Annotated in this window: 23 protein-coding genes; 12 read left to right on the forward strand and 11 right to left on the reverse strand. The window is 66.7% G+C overall.

The genetic code is table 11. From position 1 onward, the window contains the following. The first annotated feature begins 62 nt into the window (after positions 1–62). Complete coding sequence (locus AC1MEM_RS13845) at positions 63–1565, forward strand: tetratricopeptide repeat protein (protein ID WP_499471292.1); 1503 nt, start codon at positions 63–65, stop codon at positions 1563–1565. Here the strand turns inward: AC1MEM_RS13845 and AC1MEM_RS13850 are convergent. The 3 genes from AC1MEM_RS13850 to AC1MEM_RS13860 all read right to left on the reverse strand — a co-directional run bounded on the left by AC1MEM_RS13850 (position 1562) and on the right by AC1MEM_RS13860 (position 4378). Further along, on the reverse strand, positions 1562–2965 hold the full coding sequence (locus AC1MEM_RS13850; RefSeq protein WP_499471294.1) for an MFS transporter: 1404 nt from the start codon (positions 2963–2965) through the stop codon (positions 1562–1564). The genes AC1MEM_RS13845 and AC1MEM_RS13850 overlap by 4 nt on opposite strands. Before the next feature lie 12 nt (positions 2966–2977). Continuing rightward, complete coding sequence (locus tag AC1MEM_RS13855; protein ID WP_499471296.1) at positions 2978–3682, reverse strand: SDR family oxidoreductase; 705 nt, start codon at positions 3680–3682, stop codon at positions 2978–2980. A gap of 87 nt (positions 3683–3769) precedes the next feature. After that, positions 3770–4378, reverse strand: a complete 609-nt coding sequence (locus tag AC1MEM_RS13860; RefSeq protein ID WP_499471298.1) for a TetR/AcrR family transcriptional regulator — start codon at positions 4376–4378, stop codon at positions 3770–3772. 140 nt (positions 4379–4518) lie between these two features. On the opposite strand from AC1MEM_RS13860, the gene AC1MEM_RS13865 reads away from it, so the two are divergent. Continuing rightward, positions 4519–5601 carry a DUF5694 domain-containing protein gene (locus AC1MEM_RS13865; protein ID WP_499471299.1) on the forward strand — a complete coding sequence of 361 codons (1083 nt, stop codon included), beginning with the start codon at positions 4519–4521 and terminating at the stop codon, positions 5599–5601. 17 nt (positions 5602–5618) lie between these two features. On the opposite strand, the gene AC1MEM_RS13870 is transcribed toward AC1MEM_RS13865, so the two are convergent. Together AC1MEM_RS13870 and AC1MEM_RS13875 are read right to left on the reverse strand one after the other, a co-directional pair. Further along, a complete protein-coding gene (locus AC1MEM_RS13870; RefSeq protein WP_499471301.1) occupies positions 5619–6266 on the reverse strand; it encodes a CatA-like O-acetyltransferase in 648 nt (215 codons plus the stop codon). A 144-nt stretch (positions 6267–6410) separates the two neighbouring features. Then, the gene (locus AC1MEM_RS13875; RefSeq protein ID WP_499471303.1) at positions 6411–7205 is read right to left on the reverse strand and encodes a 3-hydroxybutyrate dehydrogenase; all 795 of its coding nucleotides are present in this window, start codon (positions 7203–7205) and stop codon (positions 6411–6413) included. A 139-nt stretch (positions 7206–7344) separates the two neighbouring features. Here AC1MEM_RS13875 and AC1MEM_RS13880 point away from each other — a divergent pair, with 139 nt between their 5' ends. The 6 genes from AC1MEM_RS13880 to AC1MEM_RS13905 all read left to right on the forward strand — a co-directional run bounded on the left by AC1MEM_RS13880 (position 7345) and on the right by AC1MEM_RS13905 (position 13431). Beyond that, positions 7345–8271 (forward strand): alpha/beta fold hydrolase, encoded by a 927-nt coding sequence (locus AC1MEM_RS13880; RefSeq protein WP_499471305.1) that lies wholly within the window; start codon positions 7345–7347, stop codon positions 8269–8271. 22 nt (positions 8272–8293) lie between these two features. Beyond that, positions 8294–8644 (forward strand): RidA family protein, encoded by a 351-nt coding sequence (locus AC1MEM_RS13885; protein WP_499471307.1) that lies wholly within the window; start codon positions 8294–8296, stop codon positions 8642–8644. 6 nt (positions 8645–8650) lie between these two features. Next, the gene (locus tag AC1MEM_RS13890; protein WP_499471309.1) at positions 8651–10897 is read left to right on the forward strand and encodes a RelA/SpoT family protein; all 2247 of its coding nucleotides are present in this window, start codon (positions 8651–8653) and stop codon (positions 10895–10897) included. A gap of 150 nt (positions 10898–11047) precedes the next feature. Further along, the gene (locus AC1MEM_RS13895) at positions 11048–11854 is read left to right on the forward strand and encodes an MlaE family ABC transporter permease (protein ID WP_499471311.1); all 807 of its coding nucleotides are present in this window, start codon (positions 11048–11050) and stop codon (positions 11852–11854) included. Between the two features lie 15 nt (positions 11855–11869). Continuing rightward, on the forward strand, positions 11870–12799 hold the full coding sequence (locus tag AC1MEM_RS13900; protein ID WP_499471313.1) for an MlaD family protein: 930 nt from the start codon (positions 11870–11872) through the stop codon (positions 12797–12799). Then, complete coding sequence (locus AC1MEM_RS13905; RefSeq protein WP_499471315.1) at positions 12796–13431, forward strand: hypothetical protein; 636 nt, start codon at positions 12796–12798, stop codon at positions 13429–13431. Before AC1MEM_RS13900 ends, AC1MEM_RS13905 begins: the two co-directional genes overlap by 4 nt. 121 nt (positions 13432–13552) lie before the next feature. Here AC1MEM_RS13905 and AC1MEM_RS13910 read toward each other — a convergent pair whose 3' ends face one another. The 6 genes from AC1MEM_RS13910 to AC1MEM_RS13935 form a co-directional block, all read right to left on the reverse strand. After that, entirely contained in the window at positions 13553–14500 is a 948-nt protein-coding gene (locus AC1MEM_RS13910; RefSeq protein ID WP_499471317.1) for an NAD(P)/FAD-dependent oxidoreductase, read from the reverse strand. Between the two features lie 32 nt (positions 14501–14532). Then, positions 14533–15525: a cation diffusion facilitator family transporter gene (locus AC1MEM_RS13915; RefSeq protein ID WP_499471319.1), complete on the reverse strand. Its 993-nt coding sequence runs from the start codon at positions 15523–15525 to the stop codon at positions 14533–14535. A 62-nt stretch (positions 15526–15587) separates the two neighbouring features. Then, positions 15588–16484, reverse strand: a complete 897-nt coding sequence (locus tag AC1MEM_RS13920; protein WP_499471321.1) for a LysR family transcriptional regulator — start codon at positions 16482–16484, stop codon at positions 15588–15590. Between the two features lie 131 nt (positions 16485–16615). Continuing rightward, on the reverse strand, positions 16616–17614 hold the full coding sequence (locus tag AC1MEM_RS13925; protein ID WP_499471323.1) for a Bug family tripartite tricarboxylate transporter substrate binding protein: 999 nt from the start codon (positions 17612–17614) through the stop codon (positions 16616–16618). Between the two features lie 72 nt (positions 17615–17686). Next, a complete protein-coding gene (locus tag AC1MEM_RS13930; RefSeq protein ID WP_499471325.1) occupies positions 17687–19234 on the reverse strand; it encodes a UxaA family hydrolase in 1548 nt (515 codons plus the stop codon). A 42-nt stretch (positions 19235–19276) separates the two neighbouring features. After that, the gene (locus AC1MEM_RS13935) at positions 19277–19573 is read right to left on the reverse strand and encodes a hypothetical protein (RefSeq protein WP_499471327.1); all 297 of its coding nucleotides are present in this window, start codon (positions 19571–19573) and stop codon (positions 19277–19279) included. Between AC1MEM_RS13935 and AC1MEM_RS13940 the strand changes: the two genes are divergently transcribed. The 4 genes from AC1MEM_RS13940 to AC1MEM_RS13955 all read left to right on the forward strand — a co-directional run bounded on the left by AC1MEM_RS13940 (position 19560) and on the right by AC1MEM_RS13955 (position 24383). After that, entirely contained in the window at positions 19560–20477 is a 918-nt protein-coding gene (locus tag AC1MEM_RS13940) for a dihydrodipicolinate synthase family protein (RefSeq protein WP_499471329.1), read from the forward strand. The genes AC1MEM_RS13935 and AC1MEM_RS13940 overlap by 14 nt on opposite strands. Continuing rightward, positions 20478–21431, forward strand: a complete 954-nt coding sequence (locus AC1MEM_RS13945; protein WP_499471330.1) for a 2-hydroxyacid dehydrogenase — start codon at positions 20478–20480, stop codon at positions 21429–21431. 112 nt (positions 21432–21543) lie between these two features. Next, a complete protein-coding gene (locus AC1MEM_RS13950) occupies positions 21544–23289 on the forward strand; it encodes an IlvD/Edd family dehydratase (protein ID WP_499471333.1) in 1746 nt (581 codons plus the stop codon). A gap of 95 nt (positions 23290–23384) precedes the next feature. After that, positions 23385–24383 (forward strand): Bug family tripartite tricarboxylate transporter substrate binding protein, encoded by a 999-nt coding sequence (locus AC1MEM_RS13955; protein ID WP_499471335.1) that lies wholly within the window; start codon positions 23385–23387, stop codon positions 24381–24383. Positions 24384–24620: the final 237 nt, after the last annotated feature.

Genomic DNA, 24620 nt, shown 5'->3' on the forward strand with positions numbered 1-24620 from the left:
AGCGGAGCCTGCGCGGCTTGCGTGCGGTATGCTGGCGGCCGGATTCACTGGCAGGGGAACACATGGGGCAGGAAGAAGCAGGCATCGCGGCACTGTTGAAGGAAGCCGTCGCGCTGCACCAGGCGGGCAAACTCGATGAGGCGGGAACACGTTACCGGCAGGTGCTGGGCATGGCGCCGCGCCAGTTCGATGCGCTGCACCTGCTCGGCGTGACCTCGCGCCAGCAGGGAGATGCGCCGGAAGCGGTGGCGCTGATCAGCCGGGCGCTCGCCATCAACCCGGGGCAGGCGGCGGCCCACTGCAACCTCGGCGCGGCGCTGCAGGACCTCGGGCGCAGCGAGGAGGCGCTGGCCAGCTACGACACGGCCGTGCGCCTGAACCCCGGCCATGCGCTCGCCTGGAGCAATCGCGGCAACGCCCTGCGCAAACTCGGCCGGCTCCCGGAAGCGGTCGACAGTTACGAGCGTGCCCTGCACCTGCGTCCTTCGTATCCGGAAGCCTGGTGCAACCGCGCGATCGCGCTGCTCGCGCTGGGCGAGGCCGCAGCGGCGCTCGATAGCAGCGAACGGGCGCTTGCGGAGCGGCGGCCTTACGCCGAAGCATCCTGCGTGCGCGCGAACGCCTTGTTCGGGCTGCGCGCTTTCGATGCAGCCCTGGACGCCTACGACGAAGCCATCGCAAGCGATGCGAAGGCGCCCGAGGCGTACACGGGCCGCGGCCTGGCGCTGCTGAAACTGGGGCGGCCGCAGGAAGCGCTGTCGTGTTTCGACACGGCGCTGTCACTCCGGCCCGATTACGCCGCAAGCCACCAGCAGCGCGGCGACACGCTGCTGGCGCTGGGCCGGCGTGATGACGCCGTTGGCGCCTACGAAACGGCGCGCGGTCTCGCGCAAGACCCGAGCCAGATCGATTTCGCGCTGGCCGCGCTCGGCGTCGGAGCGCCGCCCGGGCGGGCGCCGGCGGATTACGTCAAGGCCCTGTTCGATCAGTACGCGGACCACTTCGACCATCACCTCACCGGCGTACTGGGCTACCGCACGCCTGTGCTGCTGGCCGAAGCGCTCGGGCGCCATGTGAGCGCCGCCGGTCTCGCCACCGTCGATCTCGGCTGCGGCACCGGCCTGTGCGCGCCTTTCCTGCGCCCGGTCTCGGTCAGCCTGTGCGGGGTTGACCTGTCGGACAAGATGCTGGCGCAGGCGCGCGCCACCGGGTTGTACGACGAACTGGTCTGCGCCGACATCGAAGCCTTCCTCGGGGATCGTCCGCAAGCCTTCGACCTCGTTGTCGCCGCCGACGTCCTCGTGTATTTTGGCGACCTGCAGGTCCTGTTCAGCCAGGTGCGCGCCGCGCTGCGGCCCGGCGGCTGGTTCTGCTTCTCGGTCGAAGCGGCTGAGCGGGGAGACTTCAGGCTGCTGCCCTCGAACCGCTACGCCCACGCGCTGGCCTACCTCGAGCGCCTCGCCGCAGCCCACGGCTTCGCGATCCTCGAAGCCGAACGGGCAGCGCTGCGCAGCGAGCATGGCGTCGAGGTCACAGGCCACCTGCTGGTGCTGCGCGCGACCTAGCGCTGGACAGGGCGCGTTTTCACTGCCAGGCACAGCGCGCCGGTGAGCAGTGCGAGCGCCACGTGCAGGCTGTAGAGCGGCAGGAAGTCTGCCCGCGTGAGGTCGGCATGGCCGATCAGCAGCACCGTGATCGCTACGCCCAGCACCGATCCCAGCTGGCGCGTGGCCTGGTTCACCGCGCTGCCGACCGCGTACTGCGCCTGCGGCAGGCCGGCCACCGCGGCGCCCGACAGGGACGGCAGCACCATGCCGACGCCGATCCCGCTCAGGAACAGGCCCGGCAGCCAGCGCGTTGCGTAGGCCGGTTCGGCGCCCGGCATCAGCAGCAGCCACAGGCCGCTCGCCGCATACACGACTGAACCGATCACCAGCAGGGGACGGTGCCCGGTGCGCGCCGCGATGCGCCCGGCGATGATCGCGGTCGGCACCACCATCAGGGGGCCGGGCGTGACGGCCAGGCCCGCGAGCGGCAGGCTGAAATGCCAGATCCGCGTCATGTAGGAAAAGAAGGCGAAGAACATCATCGCGAACGCCGTGCCGAAAGCGAGCGTGGCCAGGTTGACCGCGCTGTAGCTGCGGTTCGCGAACAGGGCCAGGTCGACCAGCGGCGCGCTGCTGGTCTTCGCCCAGGCGATGAAGGCGCCGAAGGCGATCGCGCTGGTCGCCGCCAGTGCGCCGAGTTCGAGCCGGCTCCAGCGCGGCGAATCGAGCTGGGTGATCGCCATCGCGACTGCGCCCACGGCCACGATCAGGAGCAGCATGCCGACCAGGTCGATGCGCGCGGCCTTGCCTGTGATCTTTGCCTCGCGTAGCCGCGCCGCCCCGAACCAGAGCGACACCGCGCCCAGCGGCAGGTTGATGTAGAAGGCCCATTGCCAGCCCAGGTGCTCGACGATGGTGGTGCCGAGGCTGGGCCCGATCGCGGCGGCCAGGCCCCCGACCGCGCCCCACAGGCTGACCGCCACCGTGCGCTTCTCTTTCGGGAAGGCGTCGAGGATGATCGAGAGCGAAGCGGGCGTCAGCAGCGCTGCGCCCAGGGCCTGCACGACGCGCGCCGCGATCAGCAGCGGCACGCTGTCGGCCATGCCGCAGGCCGCCGAGGCCGCGAGGAACAGCGTGACGCCGAACAGGAACACGCGTTTGCGGCCATGGGCGTCGGCCAGACCGCCGGCGGGAATCAGCATGGTCGCATACACGACCGTGTAGGCGTTCAGCACCCAGGACAGGTCGGCCGGTGTGGCGCCCGGGAAGGCGGCCGTCAAGGCACCGAAGGCGGCGAACAGCACCGTGCTGTCGATCGAGACCAGGAAGACGGCGATGCAGGCGATCCAGAAGGTCGGCCAGGGCGAGCTTGCAAGGCGCGGGACAGCGGCTGCGGGCGCAAGGGTCGGGGTAGTCATGGTCTGTTCCGATCAGCGTGCGCCGTCGATATAGATGCCGGGTTCGTTCGACAGGCCGCGCTTGATCTGCTGCGTGAACTCGTCGATCGCCACTTCGCTGTCGCCCTTCGCCAAGGCCTCGAAAGCGCGCGCGACGACGAAGTCGGGCGAGAGTTTCGGCGCATCGAAGCCGCGCGTGAGCTCGGTGTCGATGAAGCCGACGTGCAGGCCCAGCACCTGCGTGCCCTGGTCGCGCAATTCATTGCGCAGCCCATTGGTGACGCTCCAGGCGGCCGCTTTCGACACCGCATAAGCCGCCAGCACCGGCGCGCTCAGCCAGCTCGACAGCGACAGCACGTTGAGCAGGGCGCCGCCGCCGTTCGCTTTCAGGACGGGCGCGAAGGCCTGGCTCACGCGCAGCAGGCCGTAGACATTGGTCTCCATCATGCGCCGGGTGACGTCGATGCTGTCTTCGTCCAGCAGGCCCTTGATGCTGGCGATGCCCGCGTTGTTGACGACCAAGGTGACGTCGCCGGCGTCGCGCGCGGCGGCGGCGACCCGCGACGCATTCGTGATGTCGAGCGCGATCGGCACCACGCCCGGCAGCGTGATCGATGCCGGGTCGCGCGCGGCGGCGTAGACCTTGCGCGCGCCGTGGGCGAGGGCGTGACGGGCGAAAGCCAGGCCGAGGCCGCGGTTGGCGCCGGTGACGAAGGCGGTGGCGTCCAGCAGTTTCATGGTCGTTCCTTTCAGGCTGGTTTTTAAAATATGATGATCGTCATATTCGTGTGTCAAGAAAGGCTGCGGACGAGCGCAGCCGGGTGTTCAGGTTTCGTACCGGGCAATGAGGGCGTCGCGGGTGGCCGGCAGCAGGGCGCGCCCTTCGTCGCCGAGCGCGCGGGCCATCTGCAGGGCACCGACCAGGCTGCTCGCCAGCAGGAAGGCCTGTTCCGGCGGCGCCTCCGGCGGCAAGGCGGCGCGTGCGCGCTCGACCAGGGCGGCGACGCGCGCGCGCGAAACGTCCAGCAATTCTTCGCTCTGGCGCGGCATCTCCGACCCGAGCGCCGCCACCACGCAGCCGCGCTCGCGGCTGGCGTAGTGGAGGTCGGCGAGATAGGCTTCGACCAGCGCGCGCACCGGGCTCGCGCCTGCTTCCTGGAGGGAGGCGATGCGGCGCGTCAGGCCCCGGGCGCTGTCGGCCGCCGCGTGTTCGATGGCGGCCGCGAGCAGGGCGTCGCGCGATTTGAAGTGGGCGTAGAAGCCCCCATGGGTCAGGCCCGCTTCCTTCATCACCTCGGCCACGCCGACCCCGGCATAGCCCTGGCGGCGCAGGACGCGCGCGGCGGCGTCGAGGATGCGCGCGTGCGATTGTTCGCGGCGGTTCTGTTTGGACTCGGCGTTCATGGCGGGGATTGCAAATATGATGGTCTTCATATTATGACCGTCATATTTGCGCGTCAAGCGGTATTTTTGGCAGCCTGGACCGCGAAACCGGCGTCCTGTCGGTCCGCTGTTGAGCATTGGGCTTGTCTTTCATACATTGTCCCCATCAACAACTGTTCTGGAGTAGTTCGATGGGAAATATCCGTGCACAAGGCCGCCTTGCGGCAGGCTTGCTGGCGCCGCTGCTGGCGCTCGCCTGGCCATTCACGGCGCAGGCGCAAATCGACCTGACGGGGCTGGACCGCGACATGGCCGGGCCGCGCGCGCAGGTGCTGGTGCTCGGGACCGTGCACTTGCGGACCATGCCGGCCTTCGATGCGTCCGCGCTCGATGGCGTACTCGACCGCCTGGCCGCCTTCAAGCCCGAGATCATCACCATCGAGACCGAGAATGGCGAAGAATGCGACCTCGCCGCGCGCCATCCGGTGAAGTACGGTGCCGATTACTGCCCGCCGGTCGACGCGGCCCGCGCCGCGACGGGGCTCGACGCGCCGGCGGCGATGGCGGAGGCGAACAAGCTGCTCAAGGCCTGGCCGGCGCAGCCGACGCCAGCCCAGCGCCGCCATCTTGCCGCCTTGTTCCTCGCATCCTACGACCGCGCCTCGGCCTATGTGCAGTGGCTGCAGCTGCCCGCTGGCGAGCGCCGCCCGGGCGACGGCCTGGACGCGGCACTCGTCGAGCAGCTCGTCAAACTCGGCAAGCTTAACAACGAGAGCTACCAGATCGCCGCACGTCTGGCCGCGCGGCTCGGCCTGGCGCGCGTGCATGCGATCGACAACCATACGGGCGACCTCATCGACGTAGCCGATACCAAGGCCTTCCTCAGTTCGATCGAGGCCGCCTGGGCCAACGGGGGCGCCTTCAAAACGCTCGAAGCGATCGAAGCGCCGCTCAGGCGTGCGCCGGACCTGTTGCCGCTGTACCGCGCCGTCAACGATCCCGGCCACCTGCGCGCCGCGGCCGAGGCCAACGTCGTGCCATCGATGCGCGCGGTATCGAAAGAGGGCTATCCGCAGATATGGGTCGGCGGCTGGGAAATCCGCAACCTGCGCATGGTCGCTAACATCCGCGAGACCTTCCGCGAACGGCCGGGCGCACGCGTGCTGACCGTGGTCGGGTCTTCGCACAAGCCGTGGTTCGACAGCTGGCTGGGGCAGCTGCAGGGGGTTGATATCGTGGATGCGGAGAAGGTGCTGAACCAGGCCTTGCCTTGACTGGCCCGTCGGGCTGCCTAGGGCTGGCCGGCCATGAAGCCGTCCAGCTCGGCCGCGATCTGCTGCGCCAGCTGGTGGATGTGGAAGCCGTCGACGAAGCCGTGGTGTGCCTGCACCGAGAACGGCAACTGCAGGCGTCCGTCCGGGCCGTCCCTGAACCGGCCCCAGGCCAGCGAGGGGATGTCGGGTGCGCCGAGGCTGGCCATCGGGTGCTGGATCGACGTGAAATCGAGCCAGGGAATGCAGGTGATGAAGACCTGGTCCTTGCACGCGCGCGGCGAAAGGGCCGCGTACTGGTTGTTCAGGGCCGTCATGGCGCAGGCCCGGTCGCGCGCTTCAATGCCGCGCGCGACGAAGGTGCGCAGGTCGTCGGACCAGTCGAACAGGGCGAAATTCAGGTCATTGTTCTGGTTGACGACGGTGAAGGAGGGCATCAGGCGGTCGATCGCGATGACTTCGCCTTCGAAGACGCGGTAGCGGAAGTTCTCGATCTTTAAAATCGAACGCAGGACGGCGCACAGCAGCACGTGGAAGGGCGGCAGGCCGTGTTCCCTGCACCAGGGGCGGTAATCCGGGAGGTCGAGGGTGAAACAGAGGTTGACCGCGGGGCTGTCCATGCGGTCGAAGAGGTCGAAGCGGTCGCGCCGCTTTTCAAAATTTTGCATGCGTCGGTGATGTGGGGATGGAGGCGAAATACGTAGGGTGGGCTCCGCCCACGCGTATCGCACAGGTGCGTCCGCCGGCGGTCGTTGCGACCGGTGGGGTATGCATCGGCACGAAAGACCGCGTGGACGGAGTCCACCCTACGTTTACTGGGCGGCCCAGCCGCCGTCCATGTTCCACGCCACGCCGCGCACCTGCGAGGCGGCCGGCGAGCAGAAGAACACGGCCAGCGCACCCAGTTCGTCCGGCGTCACGAATTCGCCCGACGGCTGCTTTTCAAGCAGCAGGCCGCGCTTCGCGTCGTCGTTCGACACGCTCTCGCGGGCGGCGCGGTCGTCGACCTGCTTTTGTACCAGCGGGGTCAGGACCCAGCCCGGGCAGATCGCGTTGCAGGTGACGCCCGTCTGCGCGGTCTCCAGCGCCGTGACCTTGGTGAAACCGACCAGGCCGTGCTTGGCCGCGACATAGGCCGACTTCTGCGCCGAACCAACGAGGCCGTGCACCGACGCCAGGTTGATGATGCGGCCCCAGTTTTTCTGCTTCATGCCGGGCAGGGCCAGGCGCGTGGTGTGGAAGGCGGAAGTCAGGTTGATCGCGATGATCGCATCCCATTTCTCGACCGGGAAATCCTCGACCGCCGCCACGTGCTGGATGCCCGCGTTATTCACCAGGATGTCGACGCCGCCGAATTTTTCGCTTGCAAACGCCATCATCGCCTCGATCTGTTCCGGCCTGGACATGTCGGCATTGTGGTAGGCGGTCTGCACGCCGAACTCCTGGCCGATGTCGGTGTAGAGCTTCTCGATCTGCTGGGCGTCGCCGAAGCCGTTGAAGACGATATTGGCGCCCTGTTCGGCCAGCGAACGCGCGATCCCGAGGCCGATGCCGGAGGTCGAGCCGGTGACGAGTGCCGTTTTACCGCTTAGCATGTTCGATTTCATTGTTTCCTCTGTAAGGTAGGTGATGGAGGTAGGTGATCGGGGTTCTTCCGCGGAATTGGTAGAATTCTAATCGCTCGGCCAGTTAAAATGTCGGACTGGACTTAACGGCGTGCCAATATTGTCATCGGAGAGCAGAGAAATGAGCGAAGTGCGGAGCGAAGTGCGGAGCGAACTGCGGAGCGAAGCGAAGGGCGAAGCGACACTCAAAAGCGTGCAGTGCAGCTCGCCCGCCGGCCTGCACCGGATCGCCTACAAGGAATGGGGGGATCCGGAGAACGACCGCGTGCTGGTCTGCGTGCATGGCGTGACCCGGGTGGCCGACGACTTCGATGCGCTGGCGCGCGACCTGAGCGATACGTATCGCGTGGTCTGCCCCGATGTCGCCGGGCGCGGACGCTCCGGGCGCCTGGCCGATCCGCAGCTGTACGCGCTGCCGCAATACGTGGCCGACATGGTGACCCTGGTTGCACGCGTCACCGCGAGGGGCGACGACAAGGTGGCCTGGTTCGGCACCTCGATGGGCGGCCTGATCGGCATGGTGCTGGCCTCGCTTCCCGGCTCGCCGATCACGCGCATGGTCCTGAACGACATCGGTCCGGCGCTCGACGGCAGTGCGCTGAACCGCATCGCCGACTACATCGGCCAGGACCTGCGCTTCCCGGATTACGCCGCCGGTGCGCGCTTCGTGCGCGACGTGTCGACCTCGTTCGGGCCGCATTCGGATGACGAGTGGGACAAGCTGGCGCGCGATGTGCTGCGCCGCGAGCCGAACGGCGAATGGGTGCGCCATTACGACCTGGCGCTGGCCCAGCCGTTCAAGACGATGGGCGTCGAACGCGCGAAGCAGGACGAGGCGGCGCTGTGGCGCGCCTGGGATGCGATCAGCTGTCCGACGCTGCTGGTGCGCGGCGAATTGTCCGACCTGCTGTCGCACGAGACGGCGCAACGGATGACGACGCGCGGACCGAAACCGCAACTGGTCGAGATCGCCGGCGTGGGACATGCGCCCACCTTCGTGCACGAGGACCAGATCGCGATCGCACGCGAATTTTTAACGGCTTTTTAACACCCTTAGCAAGAAAGAGAACATGGAAATCAAACGACTTCACGTAGGCAAGCGACTGTCCGAAATCGCCGTCCACAATGGCACCATCTACCTCGCCGGCCAGATCGCCGACGACACCACCCAGGACATCGAGGGACAGACGCGCGAAGTGCTGGGCCACGTCGACCGCCTGCTGCAGGAAGTCGGCAGCGACAAGACCTGCATCCTGATGACCCAGATCTACATCGCCGACATGGCGCATTTCGCCGGCATGAACGCGGTCTATGACGAATGGGTTGCCGCCGGCCACACGCCGCCGCGCGCCACGGTCGAAGCGAAGCTGGCCAATCCGGCCTGCCTGGTGGAGGTCGTCGTCACCGCCGCACTGCGCTGATCGTCGATGGTTTCCACCGCCGCACTCGGCGACGCCACTACCCAGCTGGTCAACGGCCTGAGTCCTGAAGAATGCGTGCGCGTCCAGCACGCGCTCGACTACGCGGCAGCCGCGTACGGCGAGCGCGCCTGCTGGTCGGGCGAGAACGCCTTCGAATTTTCGCTGGGCGTGGCCGGCACGCTGGCCTACCTGCGCAGCGACGTCGAAACCCGCATCGCCGGCCTGTTGTTCGAGCTGGTGCTGGTCGAGCCGCCGCTGGTGGAAACCCTGGAACGGCTGTTCGGTCCCGAGGTGGCCAGCCTGGTGCGCGGCGTGCAGCAGCTGATCCGCCTGCGCGACCTCACCGTCGGCCAGCAGGCCATCGGGCGCGGCAAGAACGCGGCCCAGCAGGCCGTGGCGCAGGTGGAAACCCTGCGCAAGATGCTGCTCGCAATGGCGACCGACATGCGCGTGGTGCTGATCCGCCTCGCCTCCTGCATCACGACGTTGCGCTGGTTCGCCGAACAAAAGCGCTTCGACGAGCTGACCCACGACTACGGGCGCGAGGTGATGGACCTGTATGCGCCGCTGGCCAACCGCCTCGGCATCTGGCAGCTGAAGTGGGAGCTGGAAGACCTGGCCTTCCGCTTCCTCGAGCCGGACACCTACAAGCGCATCGCCAAAATGCTGGAAGAAAAACGCATGGCGCGCGAAGGTTTCGTCGCCTCGTCGATCGAACGCCTGCAGCGCGAGCTGCACGCGGCCGGCATCAAGGCCGAGGTGAGCGGGCGGCCGAAACACATCTACAGCATCTACAACAAGATGCGCGGCAAGGACCTCGATTTCTCCTCGCTGTACGACGTGCGGGCTTTCCGCGTGATCGTCCAGGACGAAAAGACCTGCTACACGGTCCTGAGCCTGGTGCACAACATCTGGACCCCGATCCCGAGCGAATTCGACGACTACATCGCGCGCCCGAAGCCGAACGGCTACCGCTCGCTGCACACGGTCGTCACCGCCGAAGACGGGCGGCCGCTCGAGGTGCAGGTACGCACCCAGGAGATGCACAACTTCGCCGAGTACGGCGTGGCCGCGCACTGGCGCTACAAGGAAGAAGGCGGCTCCAACTTCAAGAGTCAGAAATACGACGAGAAGATCGCCTGGCTGCGCCAGCTGCTGGCCTGGAAGAGCGATGTCACCAACGGCGCCGACGTCGTCGCCGCCGAAGAAGACCAGAAGGAGTGGGTCGAGAAACTGAAAGCGACCACGCTCGACGACCGCATTTTCGTGCTGACGCCGCAGGCGCGCGTGCTGGAACTGCCGGTGGGCGCGACCCCGATCGATTTCGCCTACCATTTGCACAGCGAAGTGGGTCACCGCTGCCGCGGCGCCAAGATCGACGGCATCATGGTGCCGCTGAATACGCCGCTGGCAAACGGGCAGACCTGCGAGATCATCACCGCCAAGGGACCGGCCGGCAGCGCCGGGCCGTCGCGCGACTGGCTCAGCCCCGGCTACACGGTCAGCAGCCGCACGCGCTCGAAGATCCGCGCCTGGTTCCACGCGCTGGAACTGGCCGAGACCCTGGCGCAGGGCCGGGCCCTGGTCGAAAAATCGCTGCAGCGCGAGGGCAAGACCGCCGTCAACCTGGAAGCGCTCGCGCATAAACTCGGCTTTGCCAGGGTCGACGACTTGTTCGTCGCCGTCGGCAAGGAGAAATTCAGCCTGCGCCATGTGGAAGCGGCGCTGCACGAAGCGGTGGAAGCGCCGCCGCCGGACGACGCGGCGGTGGTCAACAAGAGCCGCGCCTCGAGCGTCGAGCAGGGTGCCAAATCGGGCGTGCTGGTGGTCGGCACCGAAGGCCTGATGACGATGCTGGCCAAGTGCTGCAAGCCGGCGCCGCCGGACCCGATCGTCGGATTCGTCACGCGCGGGAAGGGCGTGTCGATTCACCGGCTGTCGTGTAAGAACTTCGCGGAGATGCGGTCCAAGGCGCCGGAACGGGTGATCCAGACCGACTGGGGCAAGGGTGTGATCGAGACCGTGTACCCGGTTGACATCTTCATCCTCGCGATCGACCGCCAGGGGTTGCTGCGCGACGTGTCGGATGCGTTTTTGCGCGAGAAGATCAACGTGATCGGCGTGAATACGCAGACGACCAAAGGGCAGGCGCGCATGGTGTTCACGGCGGAGATCGGGTCGACGGCGCAGTTGCAGAAGGCCTTGTCGTCGATTACCGAGGTGACGGGCGTGCAGGAGGCGCGGCGTCAATAATCGGAACGGCTGCGTACCGCAGGGTGGGCATGCCCACGCGGACCGGCGGTCATTGTTCGCGCCTGACACTGCGCACCATTCCGCGTGGGCATGCCCACCCTACATGATACGTAATTTGATGCCACGTTGACAAAACCGTATCATATAGCCATGCGCCGACCTCGCCACCTTGCCATCCGCCCCAGCCTCTGGGGCCTCGCCTTCCTGCGCTACCTGCGCAGCTGGTGGTACATGTTCCACCTCGGTGCGATCGCCGTCGTCACCGCGCTCTCGCCCTCGACCTACAACCGCGGCACCCGCCACGTCACCGCGCGCTACATCCACGCCAGCAGCTGGCAGGTGCTGCCCTGGTTCACGGTGCTGTCCGCCCTGATCAGCCTCGTCGTCATCCGCATCGTGCTCGTCACGGCGATGAGCTACGGCCTGTCGCGCTACGCGCTCGAGATGGTGGTGCGGGTGCTGGTGCTCGAACTCATTCCCCTGTCCGCCGCGCTGTTCGCCGCGCTGCGTTCGAGCATGGCCTTCGACGCATCGAGCCTGGGCCTGGCGCGCGCCGGCCTGCCCACCGCCGAGGTGAACGCCGAAGCCCTGCGCCGCCTGCGGCGCGACCTGGTGCCGCAGCTGTTCGCCAACGCCTTCTCGGTACTGAGCCTGGCCATGGTCAGCTCGACCATCGTGCTGGTGCTGGCCTACCTGAACGTCTACGGCCTGTCGCCCTGGGGCCTGCCCGACTACACGCGCACCGTCGGCCGGGTGTTCGACCCGGTCGTCACGATCGGCTTCGTGCTGAAAACCGTGCTGTTCGGCCTGGCCGTGGCGGTGATCCCGACCGCGGCGATCCTCGAACTGCAGCGCTATCCGCGCCGGCTGGCATCGAGCGTGCAGCCCGGCGCGCTGCGCCTGCTGTTCGTGCTGCTGCTGATCGAAGGCGCCTCGCTGGCCCTGAAGTACATCTGACCCATTACCTGACCCATGATCGATACGACACCTGACGAGCCGGCCCATGTTGAAACCAAGGCGATGATCCTGCTGGGCCTTGTCTCCGCCCTGATCATCGCCTTTGTCCTGTACGTGATGTATGCGCGCGGCGTGTTCGAGCCGACGCAACGGCTGGTGCTGACCACCGAGAATTCGGAAGGCGTCATTCCCGGCATGGACATGACCTTCGCCGGCTTTCCGATCGGGCGCGTGCGCCGGGTCGAACTGGCGAAAGACGGCAAGGTGCAGGTGCTGGTCGACGTGTCGAAGTCGGATGCCAAATGGCTGCGCGCGTCTTCCGTCTTCACGCTGGAACGCAGCGTGGTCGGCGAAACCCGCCTGCGCGCCTTTACCGGGATACTCGACGACGCGCCCCTGAAGGACGGCGAGGTGCGCCCGATCCTGCGCGGCGACGTCACCGCCGAGATCCCCGGCCTCGTCGCCACGGCCCGGTCCCTGCTCAACAACCTGGAAAGCATGACGGCCGAAGGGTCCAGTGTCGCCGGCAGCCTCGAGAACCTGCAAACGCTGACCGGCCGCCTGTCCGGCAGGTATGGCTTGCTGAGCGGGGCGCTGGGCGACGAGGAGGCGAAGAAATTCGTCGGCACGCTGCAGCGCCTGGACGGCCTGCTGGCAAAAACCGACCAGCGCCTGTACGGCAAGAAGGGCGTGGTCGACGATGCGCAGGCGGCGGTGGTCGAGCTGCAGGGCGTGCTGCAGGATGCGCGCGCTACCCTGAAACGCGTGGACGCCGTGCTGGTCGAGGCGCAGGCGGTCGGCGCGAATGCGCGCGTCGCCACCGAAGACCTGGGCGCCTTGCGCGGTGAAGTCGACGCCAGCCTGCGCAAGGTGAATCGCCTGGTCGACCAGGTCAACCGCAAGTGGCCGTTCGCCGGCAAGAACGAGGAGATCAAGCTGCCATGAAAATCTTGACGACGATGGCGGCAATGCTGCTGCTCGCCGGTTGTGCCAGCAAGCCGGCGCCACCGAGCTGGCAGCCCAATGCGAAGGATGCGCTCGACGGGTTTACCGATGACTACCTGCGCGGGAACACGGCGGCGGCCAATGCGGAGTTCGTGCGCGCCCGGCGGGAGACCAGCAGCACCGGGCGCGCCGACCTGGTGGCCCAGGTAGAGCTGGTGCGCTGTGCGACGCTAGCGGCGAGCCTGGAGTTCGGGGATTGTCCGGGGTTTGCTGCGCTGGCGGCGGACGCTTCGCCGACGCAGCGGGCGTATGCGGCTTATCTCGCCGGGCGCTGGGAAGGGCTGGATGTGGCGTCCTTGCCGGAGCAGCATCGGGCGGTGGTGTCGAGCGGGTCCTTGAGCGGCGTGGCGGAGCCCTTGTCGAAGCTTGTTGCGGCAGGGGCCTTGTTCAAGGCGGGGCGGATTACGCCGGGGGATATCGAGGTGGCGACCGAGACAGCGTCGGGGCAGGGGTGGCGAAGGCCCTTGCTGATGTGGTTGGGGGTGCAGGCGCAGCGTGCAGAGGCGGCGGGCAATACGACGGCCGTTGAGCAGATCAAGCGACGCATCGCGTTGGCGTCGGGGACGAAGTAAGGCGTCCGTAGGCAGCGACGGTGCGTTGAACGCGTGGACGGGAAACCCGTCCACCCTACGGGCGACGATGTAGGGTGGACGGCTCTGCCATCCACGCGTTCAACCGGCCCCTGAAATCTCGTTACGCGGACTTTTTTGGCCGCAAGGCCCACGGCAAGGCATTATGAATCGTGGTCGCCGCAATCGCCGCCTGCCCGGCCGCCACCGCAATCTGGTTCAAGCCGCGCACCACATCGCCAATCGCATACAGCCCGGGTACGGTCGTCCTTTGATGATCATCGACCAGCACCTTGTCGCACTCCGCCGTCTCCACCCCCAGCTTCGATGCCAGGCCCGACCTCGCCGACTCCCCCAGGATCGGATAAAACACATCGAACTCGCGGCTCTCGCCGTCAAGCGTATTCAAGATGGGTTTCATGTCCGCACTCATCGACACCCCGAGCAGCGGCGACTCGACATAGCGCACGCCCGCCGCCTCGATCTGGCGCCGGTCCTCATCGCTCAGCATCGATTCCTTGCCGCGGTCGAACAGGGTCACGTCCGCGCTGAACGAGCGCATGAAGAGGGCGTGGCCGACCGGGTTGGTTTCCGAGGTGACCACCGCGATGCGCCGGTCCATGACGTCGTAGCCGTCGCACACGGGACACAGGCGCACCGCGCCGCAGGCGACGGCCTCGCGCCAGTGTTCGATCGGCAGGCCCGCATCGGCCACGCCGGTCGCGAGCAGCACGGTGAGCGCGCGGATCTGGTGCGTGTCGCCGGCGTCGTCGACGTAATCGCCGACGAAATGGCCGTCTTCAAGGCGCAAATCGGTGATCTCGCCATGCACGACGTCACCCCCGTAATTGCGGAGCTGGTCCGTGAGGTTGCGAAGAAGCTGCCCACCCGGCACGCCTTCCGGAAAACCGGGATAGTTGTGCGAGACGGGGATCAGGCACAGGCGGCTGTTGCCCTTGTCGACGACGACGATGTTGCGCGTGAAACGGCGCAGGTAGATGGCGGCCGTCAGCCCGCCGGGGCCGCCGCCGATGACGAGGGTATCGAATACGCGTTCGGTAAGTTCGCTCATGCACCCATTATCGGAAAAGGCAGCGGCCGGTCCTATCGGCGCGCGTGCCCGTGCGGGGTAAGAGCAGGCTTACACGGAATCTGACAAAGCGCGGCGTCCAGCGGCAGGCCATCCAGCGCTTCCGGCTGCAGCGTGACATGGTCGATGCCGTGGCGTTCGAACAGCATCGCCTGCACGCGGCGCAGGACGAGCGGCCATTCGGCGAGATCGCGGATCTCGAGGTGGCCGATCAGGGCCGGGTGGCCGGGCGACATGTCCCAGACGTGCAGGTCGTGCACCGACAGCACGCCGTCGACCCCGGCCAGGTCCGCGCCCACCGTCAGGTAGTCGATATGGTGCGGCACGCCTTCCATCAGGAAGTGGTAGGACTCGCGCAGGATGCCCCAGGTCGACTTCAGGATCAGCAGCGAGACGAAGATCGACAGGATCGGGTCGATCCGCACCCAGCCGGTGAAATAGATGACGGCGCCGGCGGCGATCGCCGCCACCGATCCGAGCAAATCCCCCATCACGTTGACCAGGGCCGCGCGGGTATTGATGCTGTCGCTGTCGCGCGACAGCACATACGCGACGACCAGGTTGATGGCCGCGCCGATCGCCGCCACCACCAGCACCACGCCGCCTTGCACCGCCTGCGGATGCGCCAGGCGATGGGCCGCCTCCCAGACGATCCAGGCGACCAGGGCCAGCATCGCCAGGCTGTTGACGAAAGCGGCGAGCGCCTCGGCGCGCACGAAACCGAAGGAATGGCGGCTCGACGGCGGGCGCTTGGCGATCAGCTGGGCCAGCAGGGCCAGGCCGAGGGCAGCGGCGTCGGTGACCATGTGGCCGGCGTCCGAGATCAGCGCCAGCGAATTCGACATGAAGCCGGTGACGACCTCGATCAGCGCGAACAGCAGCGTCATCGCCAGCGCGATGCCGAGGGCTTTCTGGCTGCGCGCCTCGATGAAATGGCCGTGGCTGGCGTCGCCGTCGAGGTGGGCGTGCAGGTGGTCGGAGGTCGGTGCGGCGTGCTCGGCTGACATGGGCGCTTCGTGAAGTGTGGACAAGCCGGCAGTGTAATGGATATCGGCGCCGAGTAGACCTGTCAGGCCGCTTGCGCCGCCGCAGCCGGCGCCCCGATCACCCGGCAGGCCTCTTCATAGAACGCCCCGACCAGCTGCGCATGCGGCGAATACAGGGAGGACAAGAGCCCCATGCGGCGTACCGGCGCCTGGTGCGGCAAGGCCAGCCGCACCAGGCCCATGCGGTGCATCCAGTCCGCCGCCCAGTCCGGGACCAGCGAGACGCCCAGGCCCTCCGATACCAGGGTCGCGATCGCCATCAGGCCGTCGATTTCCAGCCGTTCGTTCGGGTGCAGGTTGTGCTGGCGCAGGTAACGGTCGGCCAGCCGTCCTCCCCAGACCGTGCGGTCATAACGGATGAAGGGTTCGCTGGCGATGAGGTCGAAGGGCTCGCGCGCGGCCAGGCCTGGGGGCACCAGCACGATGAGGGGCTCCTCCACCAGCTGGCGCCATTCGTGGCCCTTGGGGATGAGGAACTGGGGCTCGACGATGATGGCGGCGTCGAGCTCGCCCTTGAGCACCCGCGGGTACAGATGGCTGGAAGTGCCCGGCTCGATGAAGACCTTGAGCTTCGGATGGCTGCTGTAGAAGCTGCGCAGCACTGGCGGCAGGAAGCCGGTCAGGGCCGAGGCCGACACGCCCAGCCTGAGTTCGCCGATGCTGGTCTCGTCGTTCGCGATGGCGCGCAGGTCGCGCACGTCGCGCAGTACATGGCGGGCCCGTTCCAGGATCTTGAGCCCGGCCTGGGTCGGCTTGACGCGGCGGCCGGCGCGCTGCACCAGCGGCGTGCCCAGCTCCTCTTCGAGCGCACGCACGCGCGCCGCGATCGCCGCCGCGGTGAGGTTCAGGCGCCGCGCTGCTTCCGCGATCGACCCGCATTCGACCACGGTAACAAAACTCTGTACGTACTGTGTATCCATGGCTGGCGTCTTCCCCGTCGGTCGGCCGCGCCCACGTGACCGTCATCGGCCTCGCAACGGGCGCTGTCCTGATTTACCGAAGGGATGATAGCGCGGATCGCCCCCGGGCGGCAGGGGCGCGGGCCGCGTGGTCAGTCCGCATGGATCCCGGCGCTGCGGATGACGGTGCTCCATTTCGGCAGTTCGGTCTTCATGAAGGCCGAGAACTGGTCGGTGTCGCTGCCCACCACCGTCAGCCCCTGCTGGGCGAACTTGGCGAGCAGCTCCGGGTTCTTGAGCGCCAGGTCGACCTCGCTGTTGATCCTGCCGATCACCGGCTTCGGCGTATTCTTAGGGGCGAACAAGCCGTACCAGGTCAGCACCTCGAAGCCGGGAAAGCCCGATTCCGCCACCGTCGGCACGTTCGGCAGGCTGGGCGAGCGCGCCAGGCTGGAGATGGCGATGGTCTTGAGCTTGCCGGACTTGATGAAGCCGGCGACCACGGGCAGGTTGGCGAACATCACCGGCACCACCCCCGACACGACATCCGTCAGCGCGGACGATTCGCCCTTGTACGGCACGTGGGTGAGCTTGACCCCGGCCTTCAGGTTGAACAGTTCGGCGGCGATATGCTGCGGCCCGCCGCTGCCCGAGGAGGCATAGTTGGCGACTTTGCCGCTCTTCGCCAGCTCGACCAGTTCCTTGACCGTAGTGGCCGGCACGGAAGGGTGGACCACCAGCACCAGCGGCATCGACACCAGCTGCGTGACCGGGGTGAAGTCCTTGACCGGGTCGAAGGGCAGCTTCGGATACATGCTGGGCGCGATCACCATGGTCGACTGCGATGCCAGCATCATCGAGTAACCGTCGGCGCCGGACGCCGCCACGTTGGCCGCGGCGATGGTGCCGGTCGCACCGGGCTTGTTCTCGACGATCACCGGCTGGCCCATCTGCGCGGACAGCTGGTTGCCGATCTGGCGCGCGACGATATCGGCGCCGCCGCCCGGCGCGAATCCCACCACGATGCGGATAGGTTTGTCCGGATAGCCGTTCGCCTGTGCGGGCAGGGCGATGGCGGAAGCGACGGTCACGGTGACCAGCGAGACAGGCAGGAACGCACGCCGCAGCGCAGTTGAAATAGTGGACAGCACGGTAATCTCCTTGATGATTGTTTTTATGGTTGCGGGGAGCGCTGCCGCCCCCCGATGGCATGTCGCCTGGCGTTAGCTGACGACGCCGATATTCCAGGGCACGAACTCATGGTCGCCCAGGCCGAGTTCCTCGCTCCGGGTGCGGCTGCCGGAAGCCGTCTGCAGCATCAGCTCGAAGATCTTTTGCCCCATCTGCTGGACGGTCGCGGTGCCGTCGAGGATCTCGCCGCAGTTGATGTCCATGTCCTCGAGCAGCTTCTCGTACATCGGCGTATTGGTGGCGAGCTTGATCGAGGGCGTCGGCTTGGCGCCGAACATGGAGCCGCGTCCGGTGGTAAAGCAGATCAGGTTGGCGCCGCCCGCGATCTGGCCGGTCGCCGAGACCGGGTCGAAGCCCGGCGTATCCATGAACACGAAGCCTGGCTGGGTGACTTGTTCGGCATAGCGGTACACCTCCATCAGGCCGGTGGTGCCGCCCTTCATCGAGGAGCCGAGCGACTTTTCGAAGATGTTCGCGAGGCCGCCCATCTGGTTGCCCGGACTGACATTGCCGTTGATTTGCACGTCGCGGCCCGGCGAGTACTCGTCCTTCCACCAGCGGATGCGCTCGATCAGCTTCTGCCCGACCTCCATGCTGCGCGCGCGCCGGGTCAGCGTATGTTCGACGCCGTAGATCTCGGGCGTCTCCGACAGGATGGCGGTGCCGCCATGGCGCACCAGGATATCCACGGCCGCGCCGAGCGCGGGGTTCGCCGTGATCGACGAGAAGCCGTCGGAGCCGCCGCACTGCAGTCCGATTTTCAGGTGGCTGGCCGGCACCGGCTGGCGCCTCACATTGTTTGCCTCGGGCAGCAGGCCGCGCACCGCCTCGATACCCGCCGCGATCGTCTTGCGGGTGCCGCCGGTTTCCTGCATGACGAAGGTGTGGAGGCGATTGTTCGCTTCCAGTCCCTGGTCTTTCAGCAGCGCCGCCAGCTGGTTGCGCTCGCATCCGAGGCCGACGATGAGCACCGCGGCGAAGTTGGCGTGCAGCGCATAACCGCCCAGCGTGCGGCGCAGCAGGTCCATCGGCTCGCCCGACATCTCCATGCCGCAGCCGAGCCCGTGGCTCAGGGCGACCACGCCATCGACCTGCGGATAGTCGGCCATGCGCTCCGGCGTGAACCATTCGGCGATGCGATGCACGACGGTGGCCGAACAATTCACGGTCGACAGGATGCCGATGTAGTTGCGGGTCCCTACCTGTCCGTTGCTGCGGACGATGCCCTCAAAAGTCGCCTGCTGCTCGCGCGGCAGCAGCTCGGCGGGAAGGTAGTCCCGGCCGTGCGCGTAATCGCGGTCGAACTCGCGGAATTCGGTGTTGTGGGAATGGACGTAGGTGCCGGCGGGGATATTCGTCGCCGCAAAGCCGATGCAGACGTTGTACTTCAGGATGGGCTCGCCGGCGACGAGGTCGCGGGCGGCGATCTTGTGACCGGCCGGCACCTGGCTGCGGCAGGTGAAGTATTCGGACGGCACGTTTGTCCCGATCGCGACGTTGACGCGGGCGACGACGACATTGTCGGCAGGGTGCAGGCGAATGATGGGGCCGGTGATCTGCTTCTCGGTGGTGGCAATCATGGAGCGCTCTGTGAAGGTGAAAGTTGGGTACGACAATGCGCTTCATCTTTCCATTACTGAAAGGTGAAAACAATCTTCTTTCTCCATCTTCAAACGCAAATTATTTTTGGTTCTCGTAGGGTGGGCGGCTCGACCCGGACGTCGGACTTCCCGTTGCGCCAATCCGCCCACCCTACGGCTCTGCGCATCGTTCTCCCGGTCCGAAACCATAAAAGTTTTATCTTTAAAAAACAGCATCACGCTGTTTTTTAATAGAAATAACCAGTCAATAATCGTCCGACCAGCCCACGCGCTCGCATGAGGGCATTCAATAAACGGAGCAACGATGACTACTTCCACCGGCCTGCGCGGCGTTTTTTCGCCCGTGATCACTCCCTTCTCGGCAGACCTGTCGCCCGACGCGAAACGCATGGTGCGCCACTGCCAGTGGGTACTCGACCAGGGCCTCGGCCTGGCGGTCTTCGGCACCAACTCGGAAGCCAATTCGCTGTCGACGCCGGAAAAAATCGGGCTGCTCGAGGCCCTGGTCGATGCCGGCATCCCGGGCGCGCGCATGATGCCGGGGACCGGTTGCTGCGCCCTGAGCGATACGGTCGAACTCACCCGGGCGGCCGTCCGTCACGGCGCCGGCGGGGTATTGATGCTGCCGCCGTTTTACTACAAGGGTGTCTCGGACGATGGCCTGTTTGCCAGCTATAGCGAAGTGATTCAGCGCGTGGGCGACGAGCGCCTGCGCATCTACCTGTACCACATCCCGCAAGTCTCGAACGTGCCGCTCGGCTTCGACCTGATCGAGCGCCTGCTGGAAGCCTACCCGGGCACGATCGCCGGCATCAAGGACAGCTCGGGCGACTGGGATAACACCCGCGGCATGCTGGAACGCTTCGGGCCACAAGGGTTCAGCGTATTTGCCGGCAGCGAGAGCTTCCTGCTTGCCACCCTGCGCGCCGGCGGCGCCGGCTGCATCACCGCCACCGGCAATGTCAATCCGGGGGCCATCGTTCGGTTGTTCGAGACCTGGCAGGCCGCGGATGCGGACGAGCAGCAGAAAGCGCTGGATGCGGTGCGCGGCGCCTTTGCCAGGTTCCCGATGATTCCAGCCCTGAAGGCCGCCGTTGCCCACTGGGCGGACGACGCGGGCTACGCCACCGTGCGCCCGCCGCTGGTGAAGCTCGAGGCACACCAGCGCAGCGATTTGCTGGCGGCACTGGAGGCGCTCGACTTCTCGATGCCGGGACTGTAAATGGCGGCGCTCGCGAACCAGCACCTCATGCACGACTTGCTGCAGATCGGGACCTTTCCGGTATCCGCCCAAACCCTGATCGACAGCGAATTCCGTTGCCACACGATCGAGCAGATCGAGATGGATCCCGCCCTGCGCGAACGCGTGCGCGGCATCGTCACGCGCGGTAACTACGCCGTGCCGCGCAGCGTCATCGAGCGCCTGCCGCGCCTGGGCGTGATCGCGTCGATGGGCGTGGGCTACGACCTGATCGACCTGGCCGCCGCGCGCGACCATGGCGTGCTGGTCTCCAACACGCCGGACGTCCTCAACGATGCGGTGGCCGAACTGTGCATCGGCCTGCTGTTGTCGCTGCTGCGGCGCCTGCCCCAGGCCGACCGGCACGTGCGCAGCGGCGCGTGGAAGGAGGGCGTCTTTCCGCTTGCGACAACGCTGGCCGGCAAGCGGGTCGGCATCGTCGGCCTGGGACGGATCGGCAAGGACATCGCGCGCAGGCTGGAACCCTTCGGCGTGTCGATCGCCTACCACGGGCGCACCGACCAGCACCTGCACTGGCCCTGGCAGCCCGACCTGCTGGCGCTTGCGCGCGCGTCCGACGTGCTGGTCGTCATTGCGCCCGGCGGGGAGGGGACCCGGCGGCTGGTCGACGCCGCCGTGCTGGACGCGCTCGGGCCCGAGGGGTACCTGGTCAACGTGGCGCGCGGATCAGTGGTGGACGAAACCGCGCTGCTCGCTGCGCTGGAAGGGCGCCGCATCGCCGGCGCCGCGCTCGACGTGTTCGAGAACGAGCCGGCCATCGACGAACGTTTCTTCGCGCTCGAGAACGTCGTCCTGAGCCCGCACATCGGCAGCGCTACCCATGAAACCCGTGCGGCGATGGCGCGCCTGACGCTGGACAACCTGCGCCGGTTCTTCGGCGACGGGACGGTGCTGACGCCCGTGCAGCCTGCGTAAACCAAATAGTTTTATCGTTTGAAGATGGCTGCAGCACCTTTGTTTTGTTTTTTAGACATTTAATACTCTGGTCATCCACAGATGATCAACGCGTTCAGCATATCGAGGACACATGGCAGACTCAGACAAGAAAGACGAACAAACGGCGACCGGCCTGCGCAAGGGCCTGACCAGCTATGGCGACAACGGCTTCTCGCTTTTCCTGCGCAAGGCCTTCATCAAGGGCGCGGGCTATACGGACAATGCGCTGGACCGCCCGGTGATCGGCATCGCCAATACCGGCAGCGCCTACAACCCCTGCCACGGCAACATGCCGCAGCTGATCGAGGCGGTCAAGCGGGGCATCATGCTGGCCGGTGGCCTGCCGATGGACTTCCCGACGATTTCGATCCACGAGAGTTTCGCATCGCCGACCTCCATGTACCTGCGTAACCTGATGTCGATGGACACCGAGGAAATGATCCGCGCCCAGCCGATGGATGCGGTGGTGCTGATCGGCGGCTGCGACAAGACCGTGCCGGCGCAGCTGATGGGCGCCGCTTCGGCCGGCATCCCCGCCATCCAGCTGGTGACCGGCTCCATGCTGACCGGTTCGCACCGGGGCGAGCGGGTGGGCGCCTGCACCGACTGCCGCCGCTACTGGGGCAAGTACCGGGCCGACGAAATCAACGACGAGGAAATCGCCGACGTCAACAACCAGCTGGTGGCCAGCGTCGGCACCTGTTCTGTGATGGGAACCGCCAGCACCATGGCGTGCGTGACCGAAGCGCTGGGCATGATGGTGCCGGGCGGCGCAACGCCGCCGGCGGTGACGGCCGACCGCATCCGCGTGGCCGAGCAGACGGGCGCCACGGCGGTGGCGCTGGCGAAGGCAGGGCTCAAGCCGGATCAGATCATGACCGGCAAGGCCTTCGAGAACGCGCTGCGGGTCCTGCTGGCGATTGGCGGCTCCACCAACGGCATCATCCACCTGACCGCGATGGCGGGCCGCCTCGGGATCGACATCGACCTCGAACGACTCGACGCCATGGGCCGCGAGACGCCGGTGCTGATCGACCTGAAGCCGTCCGGCCAGTACTACATGGAAGACCTGCACAAGGCCGGCGGCGTGCATGCCTTGCTGCGCGAATTGAAGCCGCTGCTGCACCTCGATGCGCTGACCGTCACCGGCAGGACGCTCGGCGAGGAACTGGAAGCGGCGGGCCGCGGCTTCCCGCAGAACGTGGTGCGCCCGTTCGCGCAGCCGATCTATCCGCAGGGCGGGATCGCCGTCCTGCGCGGCAACCTGGCGCCGGGCGGCGCGATCATCAAGCAGTCGGCCGCCGACCCGCAATTGATGGAGCACGAGGGACGTGCCGTGGTGTTCGAGAACATCGAGGACCTGGCCGCACGCATCGACGACGAGGCGCTCGACGTGAATGCCGACGACGTGCTGGTCCTGAAGCACATTGGCCCGCTGGGCGCCAGCATGCCGGAAGCGGGCTATCTGCCGATTCCGAAAAAACTGGCGCGCGCCGGCGTGAAGGACATGGTCCGCATTTCCGACGGCCGCATGAGCGGCACCGCCGCCGGCACCATCGTCCTGCACGTGACGCCGGAGTCGGCAATCGGCGGGCCGCTGGCGTATGTGAAAAACGGCGACCGCATCCGCCTGAGCGTCAGGAATCGCGAGATCAGCCTGCTGGTGCCGGAGGCGGAGCTCGACGAACGCCGCCAGGCCAATCCGGTCACGCCGCCGAGCGCCGGGCGCGGCTACAAGAAGCTGTTCCTGAAGTCCGTCACCCAGGCCGACCAGGGCGCCGACTTCGATTTCCTGCGCGCCTCCGGGACCCGGGACCGCACTCCGCGCGGGGACTGAGGTGCGAACGGCGCCGCGGCCCTGAATAAAAAACGAACGGGAAGATTCGTGCCCCCGCCCGGGTAACCGGGCATTCATCATCACCAGGAGACTTCATGACAAAATCTTCGATCGGCCGCCGCCGCACGTGCATCGCGATGGCTGCCGGCCTGACGTTCGCGCTGGCCGGGCTGCCCGGCCTTGCGCACGCCGCCTATCCCGACAAGCCGGTCAAGCTGGTCGTGCCGTATCCGCCCGGCGGCGCCACCGACATCATCGGCCGCGTCCTCGCGCAGAAGCTGACCGAGGCGCTCGGGCAGCAGGTCTTTGTCGATAACCGCGGCGGCGCCGGCGGCAATATCGGCGCCGCCAGCGTCGCCAAGTCCGCGCCCGACGGCTACACGCTGCTGATGGCGGCGGTGACTTCGCACTCGATCATCCAGACGCTCGAGCGCAAGACGATCAACTACAACCTCGAGAAGGATTTCGCACCGATCACGATGGCCGGTTCCGTGCCGCTGGTGTTCGTGGTCCATCCTTCGGTCCCGGTGAAGAACATCAAGGAATTGATCGCCTACGCCAAATCGAAGCCGGGCGAACTGACCTATGCGTCCTCGGGTCCGGGTGCGCCGCAGCGCATGGGGGCGGAGCTGTTCCAGCGTCTTGCCGGGGTCAAGATGGTGCACGTGCCGTACAAGGGCAGCGGTCCGGCCATGAACGACCTGGTCGGCGGCCACGTGCTGACCATGGTCGAAACCGTGCCCGCCGCCCAGGCCTTCGTCAAGGCCGGCAAGCTGCGCGCGCTCGCCGTCACCACGCCGCAGCGCATCCCGATGCTGCCGGACGTGCCGACCGCGGACGAACAGGGCCTGGACGGTTTCTCGGTCAGCTCGATGTTCGGGGTGCTGGCGCCTGCCCACACACCGAAGCCGATCATCGACCGCCTGAACGCGGAGTTGGTGAAGATCCTGCAGCAGCCGGACGTGAAGGAGGAGCTGCTGAAGCAGGGCGCGTTTGCGATCTCGACCACGCCGGAGCAGACGGCCGAGCGCATCAGGAAGGAGATTTCGATGTGGGCCAAGGTGATCGAGGAGCAGAAGATCACGGTGGATTGAGCGTCGGCATGGCCGCGAACATCGTGTGCGGGCGGACGTGGGGCTGTTGCCTGTGATGTTATCGGTGTTCGCGATCCGCGTGGGCATGCCCGGTGAACCCGTCATTGTGGCCATTGGCCACAATGACCCCATACGTTACACAACGGTTCCATGAACTTGCTACAGCCGGTAGCGCACCGTAGGGTGGGCATGCCCACGCGGTTCGGAGGCCCCCGCGGCAGGGCAGGCAACAGCCCC

It is taken from the genome of Telluria sp. AIW5 (genome assembly GCF_056680575.1).